Source organism: Serratia odorifera (assembly GCF_041448735.1).
Classification (GTDB): Bacteria; Pseudomonadota; Gammaproteobacteria; order Enterobacterales; family Enterobacteriaceae; genus Serratia_F; species Serratia_F odorifera.
On record NZ_JBGMUT010000002.1, the window covers coordinates 454,355 to 473,642 of the forward strand.

18 protein-coding genes and 2 tRNA genes are annotated in these 19,288 nt (G+C 57.1%); 9 read left to right on the forward strand and 11 right to left on the reverse strand.

The window, feature by feature from the left end:
- The first annotated feature begins 160 nt into the window (after nt 1-160).
- The 4 genes from gcvA (at nt 161) to ACCC84_RS08215 (ending at nt 3,562) form a co-directional block, all read left to right on the forward strand.
- Nucleotides 161-1,066, forward strand: a complete 906-nt coding sequence (gene gcvA / locus ACCC84_RS08200) for a transcriptional regulator GcvA (RefSeq protein ID WP_004961157.1) — start codon at nt 161-163, stop codon at nt 1,064-1,066.
- A gap of 75 nt (nt 1,067-1,141) precedes the next feature.
- On the forward strand, nt 1,142-1,969 hold the full coding sequence (locus tag ACCC84_RS08205) for a DMT family transporter (protein WP_004961160.1): 828 nt from the start codon (nt 1,142-1,144) through the stop codon (nt 1,967-1,969).
- A 20-nt stretch (nt 1,970-1,989) separates the two neighbouring features.
- Complete coding sequence (locus tag ACCC84_RS08210; protein ID WP_371901735.1) at nt 1,990-2,880, forward strand: oxidoreductase; 891 nt, start codon at nt 1,990-1,992, stop codon at nt 2,878-2,880.
- 142 nt (nt 2,881-3,022) lie between these two features.
- Nucleotides 3,023-3,562, forward strand: coding sequence for a DUF2058 domain-containing protein (locus ACCC84_RS08215; protein WP_039992668.1), 540 nt, complete (start codon nt 3,023-3,025; stop codon nt 3,560-3,562).
- 85 nt (nt 3,563-3,647) lie between these two features.
- Here the strand turns inward: ACCC84_RS08215 and ACCC84_RS08220 are convergent, their stop codons facing one another.
- The gene (locus ACCC84_RS08220; protein ID WP_371901736.1) at nt 3,648-4,346 is read right to left on the reverse strand and encodes an RluA family pseudouridine synthase; all 699 of its coding nucleotides are present in this window, start codon (nt 4,344-4,346) and stop codon (nt 3,648-3,650) included.
- 225 nt (nt 4,347-4,571) lie between these two features.
- On the opposite strand from ACCC84_RS08220, the gene ACCC84_RS08225 reads away from it, so the two are divergent.
- Nucleotides 4,572-5,786 (forward strand): mechanosensitive ion channel family protein, encoded by a 1,215-nt coding sequence (locus ACCC84_RS08225; RefSeq protein ID WP_004961168.1) that lies wholly within the window; start codon nt 4,572-4,574, stop codon nt 5,784-5,786.
- A 460-nt stretch (nt 5,787-6,246) separates the two neighbouring features.
- Here the strand turns inward: ACCC84_RS08225 and ACCC84_RS08230 are convergent, their stop codons facing one another.
- The 8 genes from ACCC84_RS08230 to ACCC84_RS08265 form a co-directional block, all read right to left on the reverse strand.
- Nucleotides 6,247-7,044 carry a class II aldolase/adducin family protein gene (locus ACCC84_RS08230; protein ID WP_004961171.1) on the reverse strand — a complete coding sequence of 266 codons (798 nt, stop codon included), beginning with the start codon at nt 7,042-7,044 and terminating at the stop codon, nt 6,247-6,249.
- A 54-nt stretch (nt 7,045-7,098) separates the two neighbouring features.
- Complete coding sequence (locus ACCC84_RS08235; RefSeq protein WP_198772972.1) at nt 7,099-7,887, reverse strand: ABC transporter ATP-binding protein; 789 nt, start codon at nt 7,885-7,887, stop codon at nt 7,099-7,101.
- The gene (locus ACCC84_RS08240) at nt 7,881-8,879 is read right to left on the reverse strand and encodes an ABC transporter permease (RefSeq protein ID WP_004961174.1); all 999 of its coding nucleotides are present in this window, start codon (nt 8,877-8,879) and stop codon (nt 7,881-7,883) included. Before ACCC84_RS08240 ends, ACCC84_RS08235 begins: the two co-directional genes overlap by 7 nt.
- Nucleotides 8,860-9,909: an ABC transporter substrate-binding protein gene (locus ACCC84_RS08245; protein ID WP_004961176.1), complete on the reverse strand. Its 1,050-nt coding sequence runs from the start codon at nt 9,907-9,909 to the stop codon at nt 8,860-8,862. Before ACCC84_RS08245 ends, ACCC84_RS08240 begins: the two co-directional genes overlap by 20 nt.
- A complete protein-coding gene (locus tag ACCC84_RS08250; RefSeq protein WP_004961177.1) occupies nt 9,906-10,880 on the reverse strand; it encodes an ABC transporter substrate-binding protein in 975 nt (324 codons plus the stop codon). The genes ACCC84_RS08245 and ACCC84_RS08250 overlap by 4 nt, the downstream gene beginning before the upstream one ends.
- A 13-nt stretch (nt 10,881-10,893) precedes the next feature.
- Nucleotides 10,894-12,060 (reverse strand): acyl-CoA dehydrogenase family protein, encoded by a 1,167-nt coding sequence (locus tag ACCC84_RS08255; protein WP_004961179.1) that lies wholly within the window; start codon nt 12,058-12,060, stop codon nt 10,894-10,896.
- Between the two features lie 24 nt (nt 12,061-12,084).
- Complete coding sequence (locus ACCC84_RS08260) at nt 12,085-13,167, reverse strand: LLM class flavin-dependent oxidoreductase (RefSeq protein ID WP_004961181.1); 1,083 nt, start codon at nt 13,165-13,167, stop codon at nt 12,085-12,087.
- 160 nt (nt 13,168-13,327) lie between these two features.
- Entirely contained in the window at nt 13,328-14,227 is a 900-nt protein-coding gene (locus tag ACCC84_RS08265) for a LysR family transcriptional regulator (RefSeq protein WP_004961184.1), read from the reverse strand.
- 110 nt (nt 14,228-14,337) lie between these two features.
- Here ACCC84_RS08265 and ACCC84_RS08270 point away from each other — a divergent pair, with 110 nt between their 5' ends.
- From ACCC84_RS08270 to ACCC84_RS08280, 3 genes are read left to right on the forward strand one after another with little or no spacing between them, the layout of a single operon-like run.
- The gene (locus ACCC84_RS08270) at nt 14,338-14,937 is read left to right on the forward strand and encodes a cysteine dioxygenase family protein (RefSeq protein ID WP_198772970.1); all 600 of its coding nucleotides are present in this window, start codon (nt 14,338-14,340) and stop codon (nt 14,935-14,937) included.
- A gap of 2 nt (nt 14,938-14,939) precedes the next feature.
- Complete coding sequence (locus ACCC84_RS08275) at nt 14,940-16,520, forward strand: rhodanese homology domain-containing protein (RefSeq protein WP_004961187.1); 1,581 nt, start codon at nt 14,940-14,942, stop codon at nt 16,518-16,520.
- Nucleotides 16,521-16,565: 45 nt separating this feature from the next.
- Nucleotides 16,566-17,522, forward strand: coding sequence for an ABC transporter substrate-binding protein (locus ACCC84_RS08280; RefSeq protein WP_198772968.1), 957 nt, complete (start codon nt 16,566-16,568; stop codon nt 17,520-17,522).
- A gap of 164 nt (nt 17,523-17,686) precedes the next feature.
- On the opposite strand, the gene ACCC84_RS08285 is transcribed toward ACCC84_RS08280, so the two are convergent.
- Together ACCC84_RS08285 and mtfA are read right to left on the reverse strand one after the other, a co-directional pair.
- Nucleotides 17,687-17,762, reverse strand: a tRNA-Asn gene (locus tag ACCC84_RS08285).
- 102 nt (nt 17,763-17,864) lie between these two features.
- Nucleotides 17,865-18,653: a DgsA anti-repressor MtfA gene (gene mtfA, locus ACCC84_RS08290; RefSeq protein WP_004961206.1), complete on the reverse strand. Its 789-nt coding sequence runs from the start codon at nt 18,651-18,653 to the stop codon at nt 17,865-17,867.
- Between the two features lie 92 nt (nt 18,654-18,745).
- Here mtfA and ACCC84_RS08295 point away from each other — a divergent pair.
- Nucleotides 18,746-18,835 (forward strand) — tRNA-Ser (locus tag ACCC84_RS08295).
- Nucleotides 18,836-19,288: the final 453 nt, after the last annotated feature.

Here is a 19,288-nt window from a genome sequence, read left to right on the forward strand (position 1 = left end):
AGACACCGCTATCAAGCGGAGTATGCCCCGTAGAACAGCCGCTCGCAGGGCGTATACCGGTAACGCTGGTGCTGCGGTCGCTTTGCCCGATGCGCGTATATTTTGCCGGGCACCCGGCGTATGGTGTTATGAGCATTAGCTCATTCACAGGAACAGAATCATGCGTGACCTTCCTCCTACCGCTACGCTACGCGCGTTTGAAGTTGCCACCCGTCACACCACCTTCACCTCGGCGGCCGCAGAGCTGTTTATCACCCAAAGTGCGGTTAGCCATCAATTGAAAAAGCTGGAAGAAATCTGGGGTCTGCAGCTTTTTCAGCGCGGTAAAAATCTCAGTCTGACGCCGGCCGGCGCGGCACTGGCCCCGCTGGTGCGTGAATTTTTCAGCAAGTTGGAAACCACGCTGGCCGATCTGCGAGAGCAAAAGGGCCGGGTGCGACTGCGCGTCAATACCACCTATTCTTTTGCATTAAAGTGGTTGCTGCCACGCCTGCCGGAGTTGGCGCGTTTGCATCCGGAAATTCTGGTGACTCTGGAAAGCACCGATCAGGCGATCAACTTCGCCAGCACCGATGCCGACGTGGCGATCCGCTTCGGCCACGGCAATTACCCCGCGCTACACACCGAGTTTATGTTCCGCGAGCAGCTGTTCCCGGTGGCAAGTCCGGCACTGTTACAGCGCTTTGGTACTCCGCGTGAACCTGCCGAACTGTTGCGCTACCCGCTACTGACGCGTGACGGCGCCGATCTGGTGCCGAAATGGGACGTCTGGTTCAAGCTGGTTGGCATAAATACCGAAGTGTTGCACGAAAGCGTGCGCTTCGCCGATACCAATATGACGATTGAAGCGGCGCTGCTGGGGCAAGGCATTGCGCTGGCGCGCAGTGGGCACGTGGAAAAAGAGCTCGGCGAAGGCACGCTGGTGCGGCTGTTTGCGGTGCCTTTTCCGTCACCGGCCGCCTATTATTTTGTCTGCCCGCAGGGCATCGAAACACGGCCGCATATTGTCAAATTCCGCAGCTGGCTACAGGCAGAGTCGCAGCAGGCGCAGTGCAGCTACCGTTAAGTCATGAGTATTTACTCATGACATGATGACGACACTTCACTGTTCATTGGCGCACCGGCTGTTTAGCATCAGCAGATGCCCAATCATATTATTCTGCTTACGCTATTCGCCGCGCTGCTGCATGCCAGTTGGAATACCTTATTGCGTGGCGGCACCGACCGGCTATGGTCGATGACCATCATGTGCCTCGCCATCGCCGTGAGCTGCGCGCTGGCGATGCCGTTTTTGCCACTGCCGGCCAGCGCCAGCTGGAGGTACGCGCTGCTGTCGGCCCTGCTGCACGTTGGTTATAACCTGTGCCTGATACGCAGTTATCACAGCGGGGAACTCGGGCAAACCTACCCGATTGCACGCGGCTCTGCGCCACTGCTGGTCACCTGCGCGGCGGCCCTCCTGGCCGGGGAACAGATCGAGCTCAACACCCTGGGCGGTATTGCGCTGGTATGCGTGGGGATCCTGTTGCTCGCCTTCCGGGGGCGCAAGCTGACGAGGCCGACGGTGCAATACGCACTGGCGACCGGCGTGTTTATCGCCGCGTATAGCGTGGTGGATGGTATCGGCGTGCGCCTGTCCGGCAATGCGCTGTCCTATACCGTCTGGATGAGCGCTTTATGGGGAATCTTGATGCCAGCGCTGTATATCGCGCTGCGTGACGGTAAAAGTCTGCTGCGTTGGCGCGCCGGCGTAGGGCGCGCGGCCACCGGTGGCGTGGTTTCGCTACTGGCTTACGGCATCATTATCTATGCCATGGCGGCAGCCCCGATGGGCGCAGTCTCGGCGCTGCGTGAAACCAGCGTACTGTTTGCCGCGCTGCTGGGCTATCTGTTTCTTGGCGAAACACTGACGCTGGGAAAAATGCTGGCATGCACGGTGATTGTCAGCGGTATTGTGATCATGGGTTAATCAACACAGGACAACACACTATGTCAAAGCATCCTTCGATAGCGCTTATTGGTCCGGGGGCCATCGGCACCACCATTGCGGCAGTATTGCATCAAGTTGGCCGTACGCCAGTGCTCTGCGGGCGCACCGCCTATCCGCAGCTGATTCTGCGTCATGATGGCGGTGAAGTTGTGGTACCTGGCCCGGTATTGAGCAATCCGGCGGCGATCCGCCAGCCGTTCGATCTGGTGTTTGTGGCGGTGAAAACCACCCAGATAACCGACAGCGCCGACTGGCTGGCCGCGCTGTGTAACGAAAACACCGTGGTTTGCGCCTTGCAGAACGGCGTCGAACAGCAAACCCAGTTGGCACCCTACGTCAATGGCGCAACGGTGCTGCCTTCGGTAGTGTGGTTCCCGGCTCAGCGTGAACCAGACGCGTCTGTCTGGCTGCGTGCCAAACCACGCCTGACGCTGCCGGCGGTGCCGTCGGCAACACGGGTCACCGATGCGCTCGGCGGCAGCGGCTGTACGGTGGAGCTGTCAGCCGACTTTCTGACTATCGCCTGGCGCAAGCTGTTGCAGAATGCGGTGGCGGGGCTGATGGTGTTGGCCAATCGCCGTACCGGGATGTTTGCCCGGCCGGACATTACCGCACTGGCTCTGGCTTATCTGCATGAGTGTCTGGCAGTGGCGCGTACGCAGGGGGCTAAACTTGACGACAACGTGCCGCAGGAGATCGTCGACGGTTTCCATCGCGCCCCGGCGGATTTAGGCACCTCGATACTAGCCGATCGCCAGGCCAATCGGCCACTGGAGTGGGATATTCGCAACGGCGTAATACAGCGTTACGGGCGCTTGCAGGGGATCCCCATGCCGATCGGCGACGTGCTGGTTCCGCTGTTGGCGGCGGGCAGTGAGGGGCCAGGTTAACGCAGCTAATGGTGGGTGGCTGTTGTTCAACGCTGACAGCCGGCTAGCGTTTGCCACCCGGTCAGTGGTGGATGCAACCTGGTGCAGCCACAAAAATAATGGGTATAATCGCCGTCATTATTCAACCGGTTTAGAAATGACGATGACAAAACTCACCTTACAAGAGCAGATGCTCAAAGCGGGCTTGGTAACCAGCAAAAAAATGGCCAAAGTCCAGAGAACGGCTAAAAAATCACGCGTGCAGGCGCGTGAGGCCAGAGAAGCGGTAGAAGAAAACAAAAAAGCGCAACTTGAGCGCGACAAACAGCTGAGCGAACAACAAAAACAGGCGGCGTTATCCAAAGAGTATAAAGCGCAGGTCAAGCAGCTGATTGAAATGAACAAAATCGTCATTGCAAAAGGTGATATCGGCTTTAACTTCACCGATAGCAATGTGATTAAAAAAATCTATGTCGACAAGACCACTCAGGCCCAGCTGATTAGCGGTCGGCTTGCCATCGCGGCGTTGGTGGTTGATAACGGCGCCGAGAAAGAATACGCCATTATCCCCGCCAGCGTTGCCGACAAAATTGCCCAGCGAGATGCCAGCAGTATTGTCTTGAACAGTGCGCTGAGTCAGGAAGAGCAGGATGAAGAAGATCCGTATGCCGACTTTAAAGTGCCTGATGATTTGATGTGGTAATCAGCGGTTACAGGCCATGGGTTGGATCCTCAACCCTGGCGCCGCTGCTTTGCAGCCATAGCGAGCGGCAACACCATTTTTGCGCTTAGAACGGGCTTGCTTGGCGGGCGGTGATTCGCCGTTGACTGACGGGATGAACAAACTGTAACTCGCTGGCGTGCAGCATCAGCCGCGGCGTCTGCTCGGTGCCTGGCAACAGGCGGCCGCCGTACAGATCGCAACCCAAAATAGGGTGACCCAACTGCTGGCAGTGGATACGTAACTGGTGGGTGCGCCCGGTCTCCGGCGTTAACCGTACCCGCGTCACCGGCACTGGCCGCTGCTCTGCCACGGCGTGATAACCGCGCTCAACGACCTGATAGCGGGAGCGGGCGGGCTTGCCGTGGATTGAGCAAATCGACATCAACGGGAACAGTGCCGGGTCTTTGGCTATCGCCGCGTCTATCACCCCTTCGTTGTGCTCCAGATGCCCACACAGTAGCGCGTGGTACTCCTTGCTTACCGTACGTTGACTGAACTGCTGGCAGAGGGCGGCATTAATCGCCTTATTGCGGGCAATCAGCATCAGCCCGGAGGTGCCGAAATCCAGGCGGTGAACCAGCGTGCAGCCAGGAAAAATCTGCACCAGCCGATGATGCACCGAATCGATATTTTGCGCATTTTTCCCCGACAGGCTGAGCAGCCCGGCGGGTTTATCGATCAGTACCAGCTGCTCGTCCTGATAGAGGATCTCTATCCTGTCATGACACGGCGGGGCAATAAAGCTATCGACAATGGTAGACATCAGCTTGCCTGAACGGAGAGTGGGGGCGGATGATAACCAATTTTCAGCCGTCTGGCGATCCCGCGCATCATCGTCGGCTAAAACCCGATAAGCAAAAAGCCCGCTCAGATTTAGGCGTTGAGCCGGATTACCGATGAATGAATCCAGCAATCCCATATTTAGCAAAGAAAATAGTTTAAAGTTGGCTACTATGGATTAGTTTTTCTTTGTTGAGGGGTTGAGTTGATGCAAACGCTGTTGTTTATCTGGGACTGGCTTAAGTCGAGCCCATTCGCCTTTTCCCTGCTAGCGGTTGTTTTTATGCTATTTACCGCTTTTGTGACAGCGATTATCTGTAAGCTTTTCCTGCTGGGTCTGGTGAGGCGGTTCATCCTCCACTCGCATAAGCACGATCCTCTGGACAAGGACATGCGGGTCGCTCGGCGTTTGACGAACATTATTCCCGTCGTCACGTTCTACTTTCTGTCACGTCTTATTCCGGGATTGCCTCCGGGGCTACAGGAAGCCATCAGTACCATTTGCGGGGTGTTATTTATTATTAATGCCACCATGCTGATCAACGAACTTCTGGATATCACCAATACCACCTATATTCGCAGACACGGTGAAAAAGCGCATTCGATTAAAGGATATGTGCAGATCGGCAAGATTATTGTGTCATCCATTGCGACTATTTTAGTGATTGCCACATTGTCCAATAAGTCACCGGTAATCATTATCTCTAGTCTGGGGGCGGTGGCAGCCGTGCTCATGCTGGTATTTCAACATACGCTGACATCACTGGTGGCAAATATCCAGGTATCGTCCTCTAACGTTATTCAAACCGGCGACTGGATAGAGATTGCTCATGGAGAGATCAGCGGCGAAGTTGTTGATATTGCGCTACATACCATCACTATTCGTAACTGGGACAATACCCTGTCGCGGGTACCGACCAAGAACCTGATCACAGAAACCTATACCAACTGGCAACCGATGTTCTCCTCGGGCGGACGTCGCATTAAGCGCAGTTTCTTTGTTGATCAATCTAGCGTCACCTTTGCCGATACCGCGTTACTTGAGAGGTTAACAGCGTTATCGCCAGAAAAATATGTTGGACTGAAAGAATATCTCAGTAAAAAAATGGCAACGCTGTCGGATGAACAGCTGAGTCACCATGGGATTACCAATCTTGGATTGTTTAGAAAATACTTACTGGAGTATTTGAAGGGGCGGGAAGATATTAGAAAGGATATGTATCTGGTGGTGCGGCAACTTAGTCCGACATCAGAAGGATTGCCGATTGAAATATACTGTTTCAGCTCAAATGTCTTCTGGGAAAACTATGAAGAAACACAGTCGGAAATTTTCGAGTATATGTATGCGACGGCTCGTTACTTTTCTTTGGGGATTTATCAAAAACCCTCGGGAACCGATGTCAGCAACATGTTGCCGAAATAATCGTTCAGCGATGCACAAGCAGACATCCCCCGCATAATGCAGGGGCGAGATTGGTGTGAATGAATAAAGTCAGTTACCGATTTTAAGCTGTAACCTTCTTTGTCATTGTGATGCAGCGCTAAAATTGCGCCCCAGAACATAAGACGATACGGTGTCAGATGTTCGGCTATTTCGTCGAGTGAATCGACGCCAAAATAAACCTGATAACGCCGTGCGAGCCACGCCGGTTAACGCGCAGATTTTATTTTCGCTAAAGGAGATATAGTCGCCTTCAGCCGGCACATTTTTTGCCGAAATCAGCTGTTTTGTCTGGTTTCGTCAGCGTTGCGCTGAATCATGACGCTCTTCATCATCTCACCTGGGAGAGTCTCATATCATCACCGGCATGCCATGCGGGAATGTGACGAAACGGTACCAGCCACCGCGATGTCTCATGGCAGCAGGCACATCGCTCAACAGATTATCGATTAAAGCTGGATAAACCACTGGCCTCCAACTGGCGGATGGCTGCCGCCCAGTGCTTTTGCGTGATCTCATCCGTGCCGCTGCGAAACCGCATGGACTGCGCCTTGACCTTTTCGATCGCGGCCGGCGGCGCATAGTGCAGATTGTCTCGCCCGCCGGCGAGCGCCGCCACCTGAATGTTACAGGCGCGCTCCAAACCGTGCAGTTCCCGGAACGCGTGCTCGATACTCACGCCGCCGGCCAGCAGCCCGTGGTTGCGCAAAATCATCACGTTGCCGTGGCCCAGATCGTTAACCAACCGTTCCTGCTCATCCAGATCGAGCGCTACGCCTTCATATTCGTGATAGGTAATGCGCGAATAGTAAGCCAGCGCATGTTGTGACAGCGGCAACAAACCGTCTTTTTGCGCCGATACTGCCGCACCGTCTTTGGTGTGGGTATGCAGCACGGCTTTCAGATCGGGTCGGGCGCGGTGTATGGCGCTGTGGATCACAAAGCCGGCCTGATTAATGCCAAGCCCGGTGGGATCGGCAATAATATTGCCGTCCAAATCGATTTTCACCAGGTTGGAGGCGGTGATTTCACTGAATAGCAGGCCGTAGGCGTTAATCAGGAAATGTTCTTCCGCGCCCGGCACGCGCGCCGAGAAATGGGTATAAATATGATCGGTCCAGTTATACAGGGCCGCCAATTGATAAGCGGCAGCCAGTTTGACGCGTTCTTGCCACTCCTCCTGGCTGACGTCGTTTTTTACTGCGCCGCTGTTGGCGGTAGGGATAGACACCAAAGACATAACAACTCCCGTTAATGGTGGTTTGACAAATATTGGCAGCGATGGGCAGTAAAGTTACCAATCGCTCTCTTGGCCCAGAATTTTCAAAATGTCCTGTCGGTGTTGAATCAGCAGCGGGGCGTCGCGGTGACGCGGGTAGGCGAGCGGCACGGCAAATTGCGCCAGAATTCGGCTCGGACGCGGCGACAGCACCATTACCCGATCGCACAATAGCAGCGCTTCTTCAATGTCGTGCGTCACCAGCAGGCTGGTGTAGCCCTGGCTTTGCCAGAGGTTAATCAATTCGCGCTGCATACTGATACGCGTCAGCGAGTCCAGTTTTCCCAGTGGCTCATCGAGCAACAGCAGGCGCGGCTCGTTGAGTAGCGCGCGCGCCAATGCGGCGCGCTGGGCCATGCCGCCGGATAGCTGCTTCGGGTAGGCGTTGGCGAACTCGTTGAGGCCGATACGGTCAATCAGGCTGTCGGCCTGATGTTCCTGACCACTTAGCCCCTGCGCCTGCGGCCCGAGCAGCACGTTTTGCCGCACCGTCCGCCATGGGTAGAGCGTGGGATCCTGGAAAACCAGAATGCGTTCGGGGCTGGGGGCGCCGAGTGGCCGGCCGTCGGCAAGCAACTGACCGGTCTGTAACGGCTCCAGTCCGGCCAGCAGGCGCAGCAGCGTGGATTTCCCACAGCCGGAAGGTCCGAGTAGTGCGACGCTTTCACCGGGGGCAATGCTCAGGCTGATGTTATCCAGCACGGCGATTTCCCGTTTACCCAGGGCGAAACGGTGGCTGACGTTGCGTACGTCAATCGCTGTGCCTGTGGCTTTACTCTGAGCCTGTGCGGCTTGCGCTACCATTTCATCACTCCTTTTTGCCAACCGAGCAGTCGATCGCGCAGCAAAAACAGCAGGCTGATCAGCCCGGAACACAGACAGGCCATTACAATCAGCGCCGCGTACATATTGGGATAGGCAGCCCAGCCCTGCGCCCATTGCAGATAAAAGCCGATACCGGCTTTAACCCCAACCATCTCCGCGACGATCAGTACGGAGAAAGACGCTCCCAATCCCATAAACAGGCCGACAAACACGCTGGGCAGGGCGGCGGGGATCGCCACGTGGAAAATCAAAAAGCGCTGACTGGCGCCCAGGGTGCGCGCTACGTCGTAATAGGCTTTATCGATGTTGGCGACGCCCGACCAGGTGAGAACGGTAACCGGGAACCAGGTCGCCAGAGCGATCAGAAACACGCTGGCGCCAAAGCTGCTCGGGAAGATGAACAGGCACAGCGGTAGCAAGGCGGTCGACGGCACCGGCCCGAGAATGCGCAGTATCGGGTGCACCCAATAGCCAATGCGCTGCGACCAGCCGATCGCCACGCCGCTGACAAAGCCGCTCAGGGTTCCAATCGCTACCCCCAGCAACAATAACGACAGCGAGTGATACAGGCTGGTCAGCAGGCGCGGCCAGTCGGTAAGGTAAACCTCAATCAGCGCCTGCGGCGGAGCGAAAAACGGTACCGGCAGCACCCCGGTTTTCGCCGTGAGCAGTTGCCACAGGCTGAAAAACAGCGGCAGCGCGATCAGCCATTGCCCGGCGCGTTGCAAACGCAGCAAACTCCCGTTCCAGCGCCGATAGCTCAGCGTCAGAGCCAGCAACGCCACCGCCAGTGCCAGTTGCAGATAAGCCCAGGCCTGGCTATAGGGCCACTGGCGGATGGCGTTAGGCCAATAGAGAGTGATAAGCCCGGCCGCCAGCCACGCAGCTGCGGCAAGCAGGCCGGTGAGCCAGATCCTTCCTCTGGCGGTTTTTTCGCCTTTTATGGTGCTATCAAGCAAATACGTCGGCATAAATGCTCTCCGCAAATTGGTGGGCGTCGGTCGTGGGTTTAATCACCTGTACCAGCTGTAAATCGCTGACGTATTGGGTAAGTTCTTTGACGAAAGCTTGCCCAACGGCATGATGTCCATGAGCCTGACCATGGATAATGCCGGCCACTTCCTTGACGTTGGTGTTTAACGCGTGGGCCATAAAGGCTTCGGCAACGCTTTCCGGGTGCTCTGCCGCGTAGCTGTGTGCATCAAGCAGCGCCTGGGTCAACGCCGCCGCTGCGGCTCTGTGTTCACGGGCCAGCGACCCACTGACGCCAACCACGCAGCAACTGAGGTTGGCGTATTCGCCGGTCATATTGCTGGCCAGCAGTTGGTATTTGCCGCTTTCCAATAAGCGGTAGCTAAAGGGTTCACTGCCGCTGATGGCGGCAATTTCCTGTTTATCCAACGCCACGCTTAATAAATCGGCGGGATAAACCTTCCATTGCACATCGGCGATCGGATCTACGCCATGGCGTTTGAGCAGAATGGCAAAAAAGTTCTTGTCAGGGCCTGCCATATCGGTCACACCGATGGTTTGCCCTTTCAGTTTGTCCAGGCTGGTAAAGGGGGCATTTTTGGCGGTCAGCAAATTCAGGCAGCCGCCGTGGGTACCGGCGGTGAGCTTTACGTCAAAGCCTTGCTCCAGCGCCTTCAACCAGCGCAGGGCCATGCCGATGCCGGCATCGGCTTTGCCGGTGGCGATCGCCTCCAACAGCAGATCGGTCGAGTTGCCGAAGTTGACAAATTCAACGTCCAAATTGTATTTGCTGAAGAAGCGCTGCTGTTCCGCTACGGTGACGGGAGCAATACACACCGCGCTCTGGTTGATGGCGAGTTTCAACTTGTAGGGTTCAGGCAGGCGCAGGGCGTTACCGCCATCCTGATGCATGGTTGCCATATCATGGGCGAACAGCTTTGGTGATATGCCGGCCAACGCCGGGGCTGCCAGCAGGCTGCCACCCAGTCGGAGGAATCTACGGCGTGAATACTGGGCTAGGGGATTCATGGCTGACCTTCCTGTTGTGTCTGCGCCAACGGCGGCACGCTAAAACCTTTATCAAAAGTGTGGGTAACGTCGAGGGGCTGCCGGATCAGACCGTTAGCCTGATAAAAATCCGCCGTGGCCTGCTGTTGACGCACGGTTGTCTCGTCAATCTGCTGCCAACGCAGCTGGCGGCTGGCGAACTGTTCGCGCGCGATTTCGGGCGGGAATTTAATGATTTTCCCCAGCGTGTTCCCGTAGCTGTCGAGATTGGCATAGGCCCAGCGTTCCGCTTTTGCCAGGCGGTTCAGGTAATCCTGCAGTGCCTGGCGTTTAGCGCTATCGGCGAGCGTTGCATCCGTGGCCGCCAGGAAGGTATTTCCCGGCAGTAGGCCGCTGCCGCTGACCAGCACGTGGCCTTGTCCGGTTTTAACCAGTTGAGTGGTATAAGGCTCCCAGGCGCCCCAGGCGTCGACCGAGCCGCTAAGCAGCGCAACCTTGGCATCCACCGGCCCCAAAAAGACCCACTGTACGTCCGTCGCGCTCAGACCGGCTTGTTCCAGCGCCTTTAACGCCACAAAATGGCCGATCGAACCTTTGCCGGTGGCGATGCGCTTACCTTTCAGATCCTGACCGCTTTTCAGCGGTGAGTTTTCACTCACCAGTAGTGCGGTGCCCGCCGGGTTGCTTTTATCCACCGCTACCGCTTTCACCGGTGCACCCTGCGCAAGGGCAAACAATAACGGGGCATCGCCAATAATGCCGACATCAACTGCGCCGGCGTTCAATGCTTCGGCAAGCGGGGCGGCGGCGGGGAACTCGGCCCATTTGATGTCGTAAGGCAGCTTGTCAAGCGCATTGGCCGCTTCCATTTGTGAACGCATACCGCCTTTTTGGTCGGCAATATGCAGGGTGATACGTGCATCGGCGAACGGTGGCAGGCCTGCCAGACCGAGCAGCAATAGGGCGCCCAAGGTGTGTTTAATACGTAACATGGTGATTTTCGTCCTATGGTGTTAACGAAGCTTTGCCGGCGTTGATCCATGCGCTGTCGTTTTGTGGGGTATGTATCCGGCCGCAGAGTACGTTACGGTAGTGGCGCTCCAGCGGGTTATGGCGCGTCAAACCGTGGTTACCGCTCTGCGTTAGCGCCTTTTCCACTGCCGCTATCGCATTTTCGGTGATGGTCACTTTTGCCAGGTTGGCCTGTTCGGTGCTGAATGCCTGCGCTGCCGCCTGGCGCAGCAGGCTCTGATTGACCAGCAGCAAGCCATCGATTTGTCCGACGGCTTCCTGCACGCGGGCCAGGCTGGCTAATGGGGCGCCCAGACTGGCCGGCACCCGTTGCTGCAACCAGGCGATCAGCCAGCGGCGTGCCGCCTGCGCAATGCCGTCATAGATGGCTGGCAGCAGAGCGGTGTGCGCATTGGCGGCAGCCTGAAGCTGCGCGGTATCCGGCGGCGGCGGCCGATCGGCCGGGTAAACATCCACCGCGTGGGTCAGCGGTACTATGACATCGCGCAGTATCACCTCATGGCTGCCGGTGGCGCGCATCCCCAGATGATCCCAACTGCGTTTAAGGGTGATGCCCGGGCTGTCGCGCGGAACCAGCCAGGTGCCCACCTGTGGGTTGGCATCATCACTGCGAGCCCAGATTGCCAGCCAGCTCAGCCCTTCAATCCCGGTGGTATAAAGCTTATGACCGTTGAGCCGCCAGCCGGCAGAGGTGCGAGCCGCTACGGTGTGGGGCAGACCGCCGCGCGCCGGGGAACCCAGTTCCGGCTCTACCCGCAGGCTGTTGATTAGCGCCCCGCGTTGCACGGCGCTGAGGCTGACTGTACCGCGCAACGCTTCTGGCCAACTGGGGTTGGCGGCCAGGCGCAGGTGGTGCAGATACTGCATGCAGACGATCAGCGCCGTTGACGGTTCGCCCTGTGCGATGGCGCTGACCACCTGCTGCAAAGTAGACAGATTGGCTTCGGCGCCGCCGTAACGCTGCTCACAGGCCAGGCCCAATAGCCCATATTCATGCAGCAAGGCCAGATTGGTGTGTGGAAACTCGCCGCTGCGATCCAGCGCCGCGGCCTGCTGCGCCAGTTGTTCGGTGATCTGCTCAAGCGGCGGCTGGATATGCTGTCGCCGCGTAAACAGGCGGGTAGACTGGACAGAACTCATACGTAGTGCCTCTCCCGTTGACCATCAGGCGCTTTGTTTGGCGTCGCGCTGGGCAATTTTTTCACGGGCGATCGGCAACAGTTCTTTACCGTATTCCTGAGCGTCGTTGAGGGGATCAAAGCCGCGGATCAGGAAGTTGCGCACGCCCAGATCGTAGTAATCAAGCAGGGCATCGGCCACTTGTTCCGGCGTACCCACCAGCGCCGTGGAGTTGTGCCCGCCACCGACCAATCTGGCGATGCCGGTCCACAGGCGTTTATCCACCACATCGCCTTGCGCCACGGTTTGCAGCAGACGTTGAGCGCCGACGCTGTTGGGCTTGTTCTTATGGCTCGCGCCGGCTTGTGCGGCATGTTCAGTAGCGACATGCAGGATCTGTCTGGCTTTTTCCCAGGCCTGCGTTTCGGTGGCGGCAATAATCGGCCGGAAGGAGACGCTAAAGTCGATTTGGCGCTGGTGTTTGGCCGCTTCGGCCCGCACGCGCTGGATGGTTTCCCGGGTTTGCGCCAGCGATTCGCCCCACAGGGCAAACACATTGGCGTGCTTACCGGCCACGGCGATGGCCGCGTCGGATGAGCCGCCGAAGAAAATCGGAATATGGGGCTGTTGCAACGGCTTAATTGCCGAAAAGGCCTGGTCGACCTGATAGAAATCATTATGGGCGTCGAACGGCCGCTCCTGGGTCCAGACCTGGCGTACGATCTCCAAAAACGCCTCGGTGCGGGCATAGCGCCGATCGTGATCGAGATAGTCGCCGTCGCGGCGCTGCTCGGCGTCGTTGCCGCCGCTGATGATATGCACCGCCAGGCGGCCGTTCAGCAGATGTTCCAGCGTGGCGAATTTGCGCGCCGCCAAGGTCGGTGAGACGAAGCCCGGCCGGTGAGCCAGTAAAAAGTTGATTTTTTGCGTGGATAGCCCGGCCAGCGCCGTGACTAGAAATCCGTCGGGTTGATCGGACCAATGGCCGACCAGCAGGCGGTCAAAACCGGCGGCTTCGTGGGTTTGCGCAAAGCGCACAATGTAATCTCGATCAAATATCGGGCCAGCCGGAGGGATGATTTCCGAAGACAGACGGTGGCCGATCATGCCTAAAAATTGAACGCTCATTAGAACTCCTTGTCAGGAATCGTGATAGGGTCTGGCTGCTGGCCAAGGTTTGGCAATCAGCAGCACGGTGTTTATACCCTATACGTGATGTTCTAATGATTTAAATGCATTTTTATCATATGTTAATATGCATAAAGTTAATTATATAACTAATCGCTTATTATTCATGCAATTGGCCGCGAAGTTCCTGAACGATCTTTTCGGCAAAAAAGGTGGTGGGTCGTTGCAAATTGCCCAATCCCGGGCTGCTGACCTGCCACAGTTGGACTTTCGGTCGGAAGTCGTTCAGCTCGACAATCGTGATATCGTTTTGATGCGGACTGTGGGTTAACGCCGCCTTCGGCACCAGTCCGAGCCCGAGCCCCTGAGCCACCAGACTGATTTGCAACTGGGCGCCGGCGGTTTCAACATTGACTTTCAGCCGCAGCCCGTGTGCCAGCAGATCGCGGTTTAATCCGGCGCGCAGGCCGCAGCCATCAGGGTTTAATACCCAGCCATAATGGGCGCAACCGCTGAGGCGGGCGGTGTCGAGGCGAAGATTTTTGCTGGCGATCACGACAACTTCCAATGGGCACAACGCTTTTGTCACCAGGCTGTCATCGAAGGTTTGCTGCGTCGGCCCCATGGCAAGCAGGCTGTCCAGCTCAACGTTTTCCAGCCGTTTTATCAACTGCCCGCCCCAACCGCAGACCACCTGCGGGCGCAGTTGCGGGTAATGCTCACCGAGGGCAACCAGCGCTGGCCGCAAGGCGATTTCACTCAGGCTTTGCGGGATCCCCAGGCGCAGCGGGCCGCTCGGTTCCGCATCCTGATTAAGCAAACTTTCCAGCCGCTTGGTTTCGCGTTTGATCGTCAGACACTGTTCGTAGACGCGATGGCCGACGGCCGTCAGTTTAAGTGGTTTGGTTTGGCGATCCAGCAGCGTGGCGCCTAGGCTCTGTTCAAAGCTTTGCAGGCGGCGGGTTATGGCAGATTGGCTAATACCAAGGTATTCCGCGGCCTGGTTAAGCGAAGCAAATTGCACCACCGCCAGCAGTGCGTCAATGTCGTCTGTACGCATGGAGACTCTCTTTATGTGTATTCTGCATTTTAGTTTATTACAAAAATGCATTTAAATAATAAAAAGTTCTTTGTTAGCGTGATAGGCACCGCTTCAGACAGGAAGGCTCTATGACAATGCCATTACGCTTAGACCGTTTACGCGGCTTCATCCAACAATTGGCCCAACTGCATCAACAGCCGCTGGACGATACGGCGCGGCTGGAACAGGCGGCGCAATCGCTGTCCGAGCTGGTCAAGCAGGATGACTGGCTGGCCGAAGAATACGCCCGCCCACATCCTGAACATTACCAGCAGTATCTGCTGCATGTTGATTCCGCCCAGCGCTTTTCCATCGTCAGCTTCGTTTGGGGGCCAGGGCAGGTCACGCCGATCCACGATCACCGCGTATGGGGGCTGATTGGCATGCTGCGCGGCGCTGAAATCAATCAGCGTTACCTGCTTGACGGTCAGGGCGTGCCCCAGCCTGCAGGCGGCACCGAGCGGTTAACCGCCGGGCAGGTAGCGAAACTGTCGGAACAGGACGGCGACATTCACCAGGTTAGCAATGCGTTTAACGATCGTGTGTCAATCAGCATTCATGTGTATGGCGGCAACATCGGCGCCGTCAAGCGTGCGGTATACGGCGAAAGTGGCGCGGTGAAGCCCTTTATCTCCGGTTATTCCAACACTCAACTGCCTAATATTTGGGATCTTTCTAAGGACGTATAACTATGCCTGCCTTTGTTTACCGTGATTTTTCCACCCTGCGTGCCGCGTTACTGGCTCGCCAGGAATTGGCGCTGATCGATGTGCGTGAAGAAGCCGAATTTGCGCAAAGCCACCCGCTGTTCGCCGTGAACATTCCGCTGAGCAAATTGGAGCTGGAAACCTACCGACGCATTCCGCGCCGTAGCACGTCCATCACCGTGTATGACAACGGCGATGGGCGTGCTGAACAGGCGGCAAGGCGGCTACAGCAGTTGGGCTATGGGGATGTCGCTCTGCTGACCGGCGGCCTGGCAGGTTGGCAAGCCGCCGGTGGCGAGCTTTTCCAGGACGTAAATACCCCGAGCAAGGCCTTTGGCGAACTGGTGGAAAGCCGCAGGCATACGCCATCGCTGACTGCGCAGCAGGTGAAGGCGCTGATCGATAGGCAGGCCGATGTGGTGATCGTCGATGCGCGCCGTTTTGATGAATACCAAACCATGAGTATCCCCACCAGCACCAGCGTGCCTGGGGCGGAGCTGGTGCTGCGGATCAACGCGTTGGCACCGGATGCCAACACGCAGGTGATAGTCAACTGCGCCGGGCGCACACGCAGCATTATCGGTACCCAATCGCTAATCAACGCCGGCATCAGCAATCCGGTGGCAGCGCTGCGCAATGGGACGATCGGCTGGGGGCTGGCGGGGTTTGAGCTGGAAAGTCAACGGCAACGTCGCTACCCGGACGGCGTGGATAATCTGCCGCAGGCGCAGCAGCAGGCACGGCGGGTGGCGGACGAGGCCGGGGTACGGCGCATCGATCGTGAGACGCTGGGGTTGTGGTGGCAGGATACGGCACGCACCACCTATCTGTTTGACGTGCGCAGCCCCGAGGAGTATTACGCCGGGCATCTGCCGGGCAGCTATGGGGTGCCAGGTGGCCAACTGGTACAGGAAACGGATCACCATGCCAGCGTGCGCGGCGCCCGCGTGGCGCTGGTGGATGATAACGGCGTGCGTGCCAACATGAGCGCCTCCTGGCTGGCGCAGATGGGCTGGGAGGTGGCGGTAGTGGACGGTCTGACCGCCGCCGACTTTACCGAGCAGGGCGATCCGGCGGCGCAGGTGCCGCCACCGCCCGCGGTGGATGAAATCACGCCTGAGCAGTTGGTCGCACTGCTGGCGCAGGAAGGCACGGTGTTGCTGGATTTCACCACCAGCGCCAACTATGTGGCGCGCCATATTCCCGGCGCCCATTGGGTCATCCGTTCGCAGTTGCCGTTGGCGCTGGAAAACCTGCCGCCGGCCAAGCGCTATGTGCTGACCTGCGGCAGCAGCCAACTGGCGCGCTATGCGGTGCCGGAAGTAGCCGCGCTGACCGGCAAGCCGGTACAACTGCTCGCCGGCGGTACCCAGGCATGGATCGCTGAAAACCGGCCGTTGGAAAAGGGCGAAGGGCGGTTGGCGGTGCCGCGCATAGACCGTTATCGCCGCCCGTACGAAGGCACGGACAATCCGCGCGAAGCGATGCAAGCGTATCTGGACTGGGAGTTCGGATTGGTGGAACAACTGGCGCGTGATGCAACCCATGGCTTTACCGTGCTTTGAATCACCAGACAATACGCATAACCATCAGCGGCAAAGAGGAAAAGTATGACGCAGTTTTCTGTTTTACTCAGGGCCGTGGGGCTGAGCGCCTCGTTATTAACGGCATCGTTGGCACAGGGGGCGATAGGCGATGCCCAGTTGGTGCTGGGCGATCAAGCCCGCGGGTTGCGTAGCCTGGTGGAAGCCGCTGGCGTGATGAAGGATGCGCCTTATCAGTATCGGTGGGCCAATTTCCAGGGGGCGGCGCCGTTGTTTGAGGCGCAGCGCGCAGCAGCGGTTGATACGTCCTATGCCGGGGATCTGCCGGTGTTAATGGCGGCGGCAGGCGGGGTGGATTTTAAGCTGATTCAGACCAACGTCGGCTATGGTCAGTCTAATGGGATTGTCGTGCCGCAGGATTCACCGTTGCACAGCGTTCGGCAGTTGCAAGGGCAAACGGTGGTAGTTTCCTCGGCGCGTGGCAGCATCTCGCAAAACCTGCTGTATGCGGCGTTGCAGGAGGCGGGGCTGAAACGGGAAGATGTGAAGATTCAGTTCGTCATGCCTACCGATGCCAGCGCGGCGTTTAGCACTGGCAGAGTGGCAGCCTGGGCGGTTTTTGATCCCTATTTGGGGGTTGCGGAGCAAAGCGGCGCGCGCCTGCTGCGCGATGGTCAGGGATTAACCCCGTCGCTCGGTTTCTTGACCGCCACTACGCGCTCATTGGCCGATCCGGACAAGCGAGCTGCCATCAAAGACTTTGCCGAACGCGTCGCCAGAGCGCGGCAGTGGGCGATCGATCATCCGCAGGAATACGCCAGGGTTTACGCTCAACTGACGCGTTTGCCACTGGAAACCGCTCGACAGATTGCGGGTCGGACCTCAAAGGGCGCGCATAGCGTCAATCAACAGGACGTCAAAGTGCTGCAACCGGTAGCTGATTTGTTTTATCAGTTAAAGATATTGCCCAGGCAGGTTGATGTTAACAATTTGATTGATAAGAGTTTTGACTTAAAGGAATAAATACTGCACGGATGCCGAGGCTGGCATGTCCTTACCCGCCATCGTGGCGCTATTGGAAAGTTGACCGGAGTCTCAGGCAAGCGTTCGCGGCTCGGGTTTGAGTGGCGGTTCGCGTCAAAAGCAAAAAGCCCGCTTAAGTTTCCTTAAGCGGGCTTCTCTAAATATGGCTCCTCTGACTGGACTCGAACCAGTGACATACGGATTAACAGTCCGCCGTTCTACCGACTGAACTACAGAGGAATCGTGTGAACGGGGCGCATCATATCCAGCGGCTCAGGGTGTGTCAACGCTAAAATGACGCTTTTGGCGTGACTGCTCACCAACTGAGCAAAAGCGCTGGTTTTAGTCGCTGCCGCCGTCGTTGGCCGCCTGCCAGCGCTGCAATCGCGCCAGCGGATCCTGGCGGTAAAACGTGCAGAAATGCTGGTAGAGCGCAGGGAAGCGGTTGGCGAGCAGTTCGGGGGCGCTGAAGAAATATTCCGACAACACGGCAAAACATTCGGCCGGATCGCTGGCAGCGTAGGCATCAATGCTGGCGGCGTCTTCGCCTACCATATCGATTTCATCCTGAATGCTGTCCATCGCGGCATGCAGGTCGTGCTCCCAGGTGGCCACCTCGCGCAGCGGGATCGGCGGCACGCCGGTTGCAATACCGCCATTGCGCATATCCAGCTTATGTACCGCTTCATGCACGATCAGGTTGAAACCGGACATATCGAACGAGTCTTGCACGTCTTGCCAGTTGAGGACGATCGGCCCCTGTTCCCAACTTTGGCCGGATTGCACCACCGGCCCGGAATGCACCAGGCCAATATCGTCCTGCCATTCGTCTTCCACCACGAAAGGTGAAGGATAAAGCAGGATTTCATTGAACCCGTCCAGACATTCTGCCCCCAGCTCCAATACCGGCAAGGCAAATAGCAGTGCAATGCGTGCCTGCATTTGTGAGGTTAGCACCAGACCTTGCAGCGGTACGATGCGCTTTTGCTGCATTAACTGTGTCGCAACGGCCACCAGGCGCCGTTGCTCATGTTGGTCCAGCGGGGATAACAGCGGGATCGCCAGCGCATCTTGCCACCGATCCTGCGTGTCTGCCTGAGGGGGATTCGCTTTCCACGGCCATTTAATCATCAGGTTGCTCGTAAACTCGTCACTTGAACATTCGGCTGGAGGCTAACACTGTAAAAATGCCGCAAAAAGGGGCATGATAGCAAGCACTTCACGGAGAGATGCCGGAGCGGCTGAACGGACCGGTCTCGAAAACCGGAGTAGGGGCAACTCTACCGGGGGTTCAAATCCCCCTCTCTCCGCCATTATTCAATCACTTAGAGCGCTTGCTGTCTGTGATCAACTCCTCACCTAGCACAGAGGTCGCATTGGCCACTAACAAACCCACGGTTTTTTGATGATTTCTTCATCATTGGGTTGGCCATCGTCGGAGCAATTCTGCTTTTTCAATCGTATCAAACAACCCGTGCTTCGCTTCTATGCCCGTCGAGTATCTGTTTAACTGTGCTGTTGCCGTCATCATCAGTCATGCCTTTGGCTTTTGGCGCCTGAAGTTCCCGTAAGCTGTTTTACCCGTAAAAGTACGGCGTTGATCCTGGCCGGGTATTTTTTAATTGCCTGGCGCCCACTTCTTCGTGGCGAATAAATAAGGCCACTCAACCTCTGCAGATTATTTTAGCGACTGAACAAGCCTGTGGGTGTTATCAATAATGGTGAAAGAAGAATACGAGTGAAAGTAATATCACTCAACTTAATCT

Coding starts and splice junctions, on each gene's coding strand:
- gcvA (WP_004961157.1), top strand. CDS start 161: ATGCGTGACCTTCCTCCTACCGCTACGCTACGCGCGTTTGAAGTTGCC.
- ACCC84_RS08205 (WP_004961160.1), top strand. CDS start 1,142: ATGCCCAATCATATTATTCTGCTTACGCTATTCGCCGCGCTGCTGCAT.
- ACCC84_RS08210 (WP_371901735.1), top strand. CDS start 1,990: ATGTCAAAGCATCCTTCGATAGCGCTTATTGGTCCGGGGGCCATCGGC.
- ACCC84_RS08215 (WP_039992668.1), top strand. CDS start 3,023: ATGACAAAACTCACCTTACAAGAGCAGATGCTCAAAGCGGGCTTGGTA.
- ACCC84_RS08220 (WP_371901736.1), bottom strand. CDS start 4,346: ATGTCTACCATTGTCGATAGCTTTATTGCCCCGCCGTGTCATGACAGG.
- ACCC84_RS08225 (WP_004961168.1), top strand. CDS start 4,572: ATGCAAACGCTGTTGTTTATCTGGGACTGGCTTAAGTCGAGCCCATTC.
- ACCC84_RS08230 (WP_004961171.1), bottom strand. CDS start 7,044: ATGTCTTTGGTGTCTATCCCTACCGCCAACAGCGGCGCAGTAAAAAAC.
- ACCC84_RS08235 (WP_198772972.1), bottom strand. CDS start 7,887: ATGGTAGCGCAAGCCGCACAGGCTCAGAGTAAAGCCACAGGCACAGCG.
- ACCC84_RS08240 (WP_004961174.1), bottom strand. CDS start 8,879: ATGCCGACGTATTTGCTTGATAGCACCATAAAAGGCGAAAAAACCGCC.
- ACCC84_RS08245 (WP_004961176.1), bottom strand. CDS start 9,909: ATGAATCCCCTAGCCCAGTATTCACGCCGTAGATTCCTCCGACTGGGT.
- ACCC84_RS08250 (WP_004961177.1), bottom strand. CDS start 10,880: ATGTTACGTATTAAACACACCTTGGGCGCCCTATTGCTGCTCGGTCTG.
- ACCC84_RS08255 (WP_004961179.1), bottom strand. CDS start 12,060: ATGAGTTCTGTCCAGTCTACCCGCCTGTTTACGCGGCGACAGCATATC.
- ACCC84_RS08260 (WP_004961181.1), bottom strand. CDS start 13,167: ATGAGCGTTCAATTTTTAGGCATGATCGGCCACCGTCTGTCTTCGGAA.
- ACCC84_RS08265 (WP_004961184.1), bottom strand. CDS start 14,227: ATGCGTACAGACGACATTGACGCACTGCTGGCGGTGGTGCAATTTGCT.
- ACCC84_RS08270 (WP_198772970.1), top strand. CDS start 14,338: ATGACAATGCCATTACGCTTAGACCGTTTACGCGGCTTCATCCAACAA.
- ACCC84_RS08275 (WP_004961187.1), top strand. CDS start 14,940: ATGCCTGCCTTTGTTTACCGTGATTTTTCCACCCTGCGTGCCGCGTTA.
- ACCC84_RS08280 (WP_198772968.1), top strand. CDS start 16,566: ATGACGCAGTTTTCTGTTTTACTCAGGGCCGTGGGGCTGAGCGCCTCG.
- mtfA (WP_004961206.1), bottom strand. CDS start 18,653: ATGATTAAATGGCCGTGGAAAGCGAATCCCCCTCAGGCAGACACGCAG.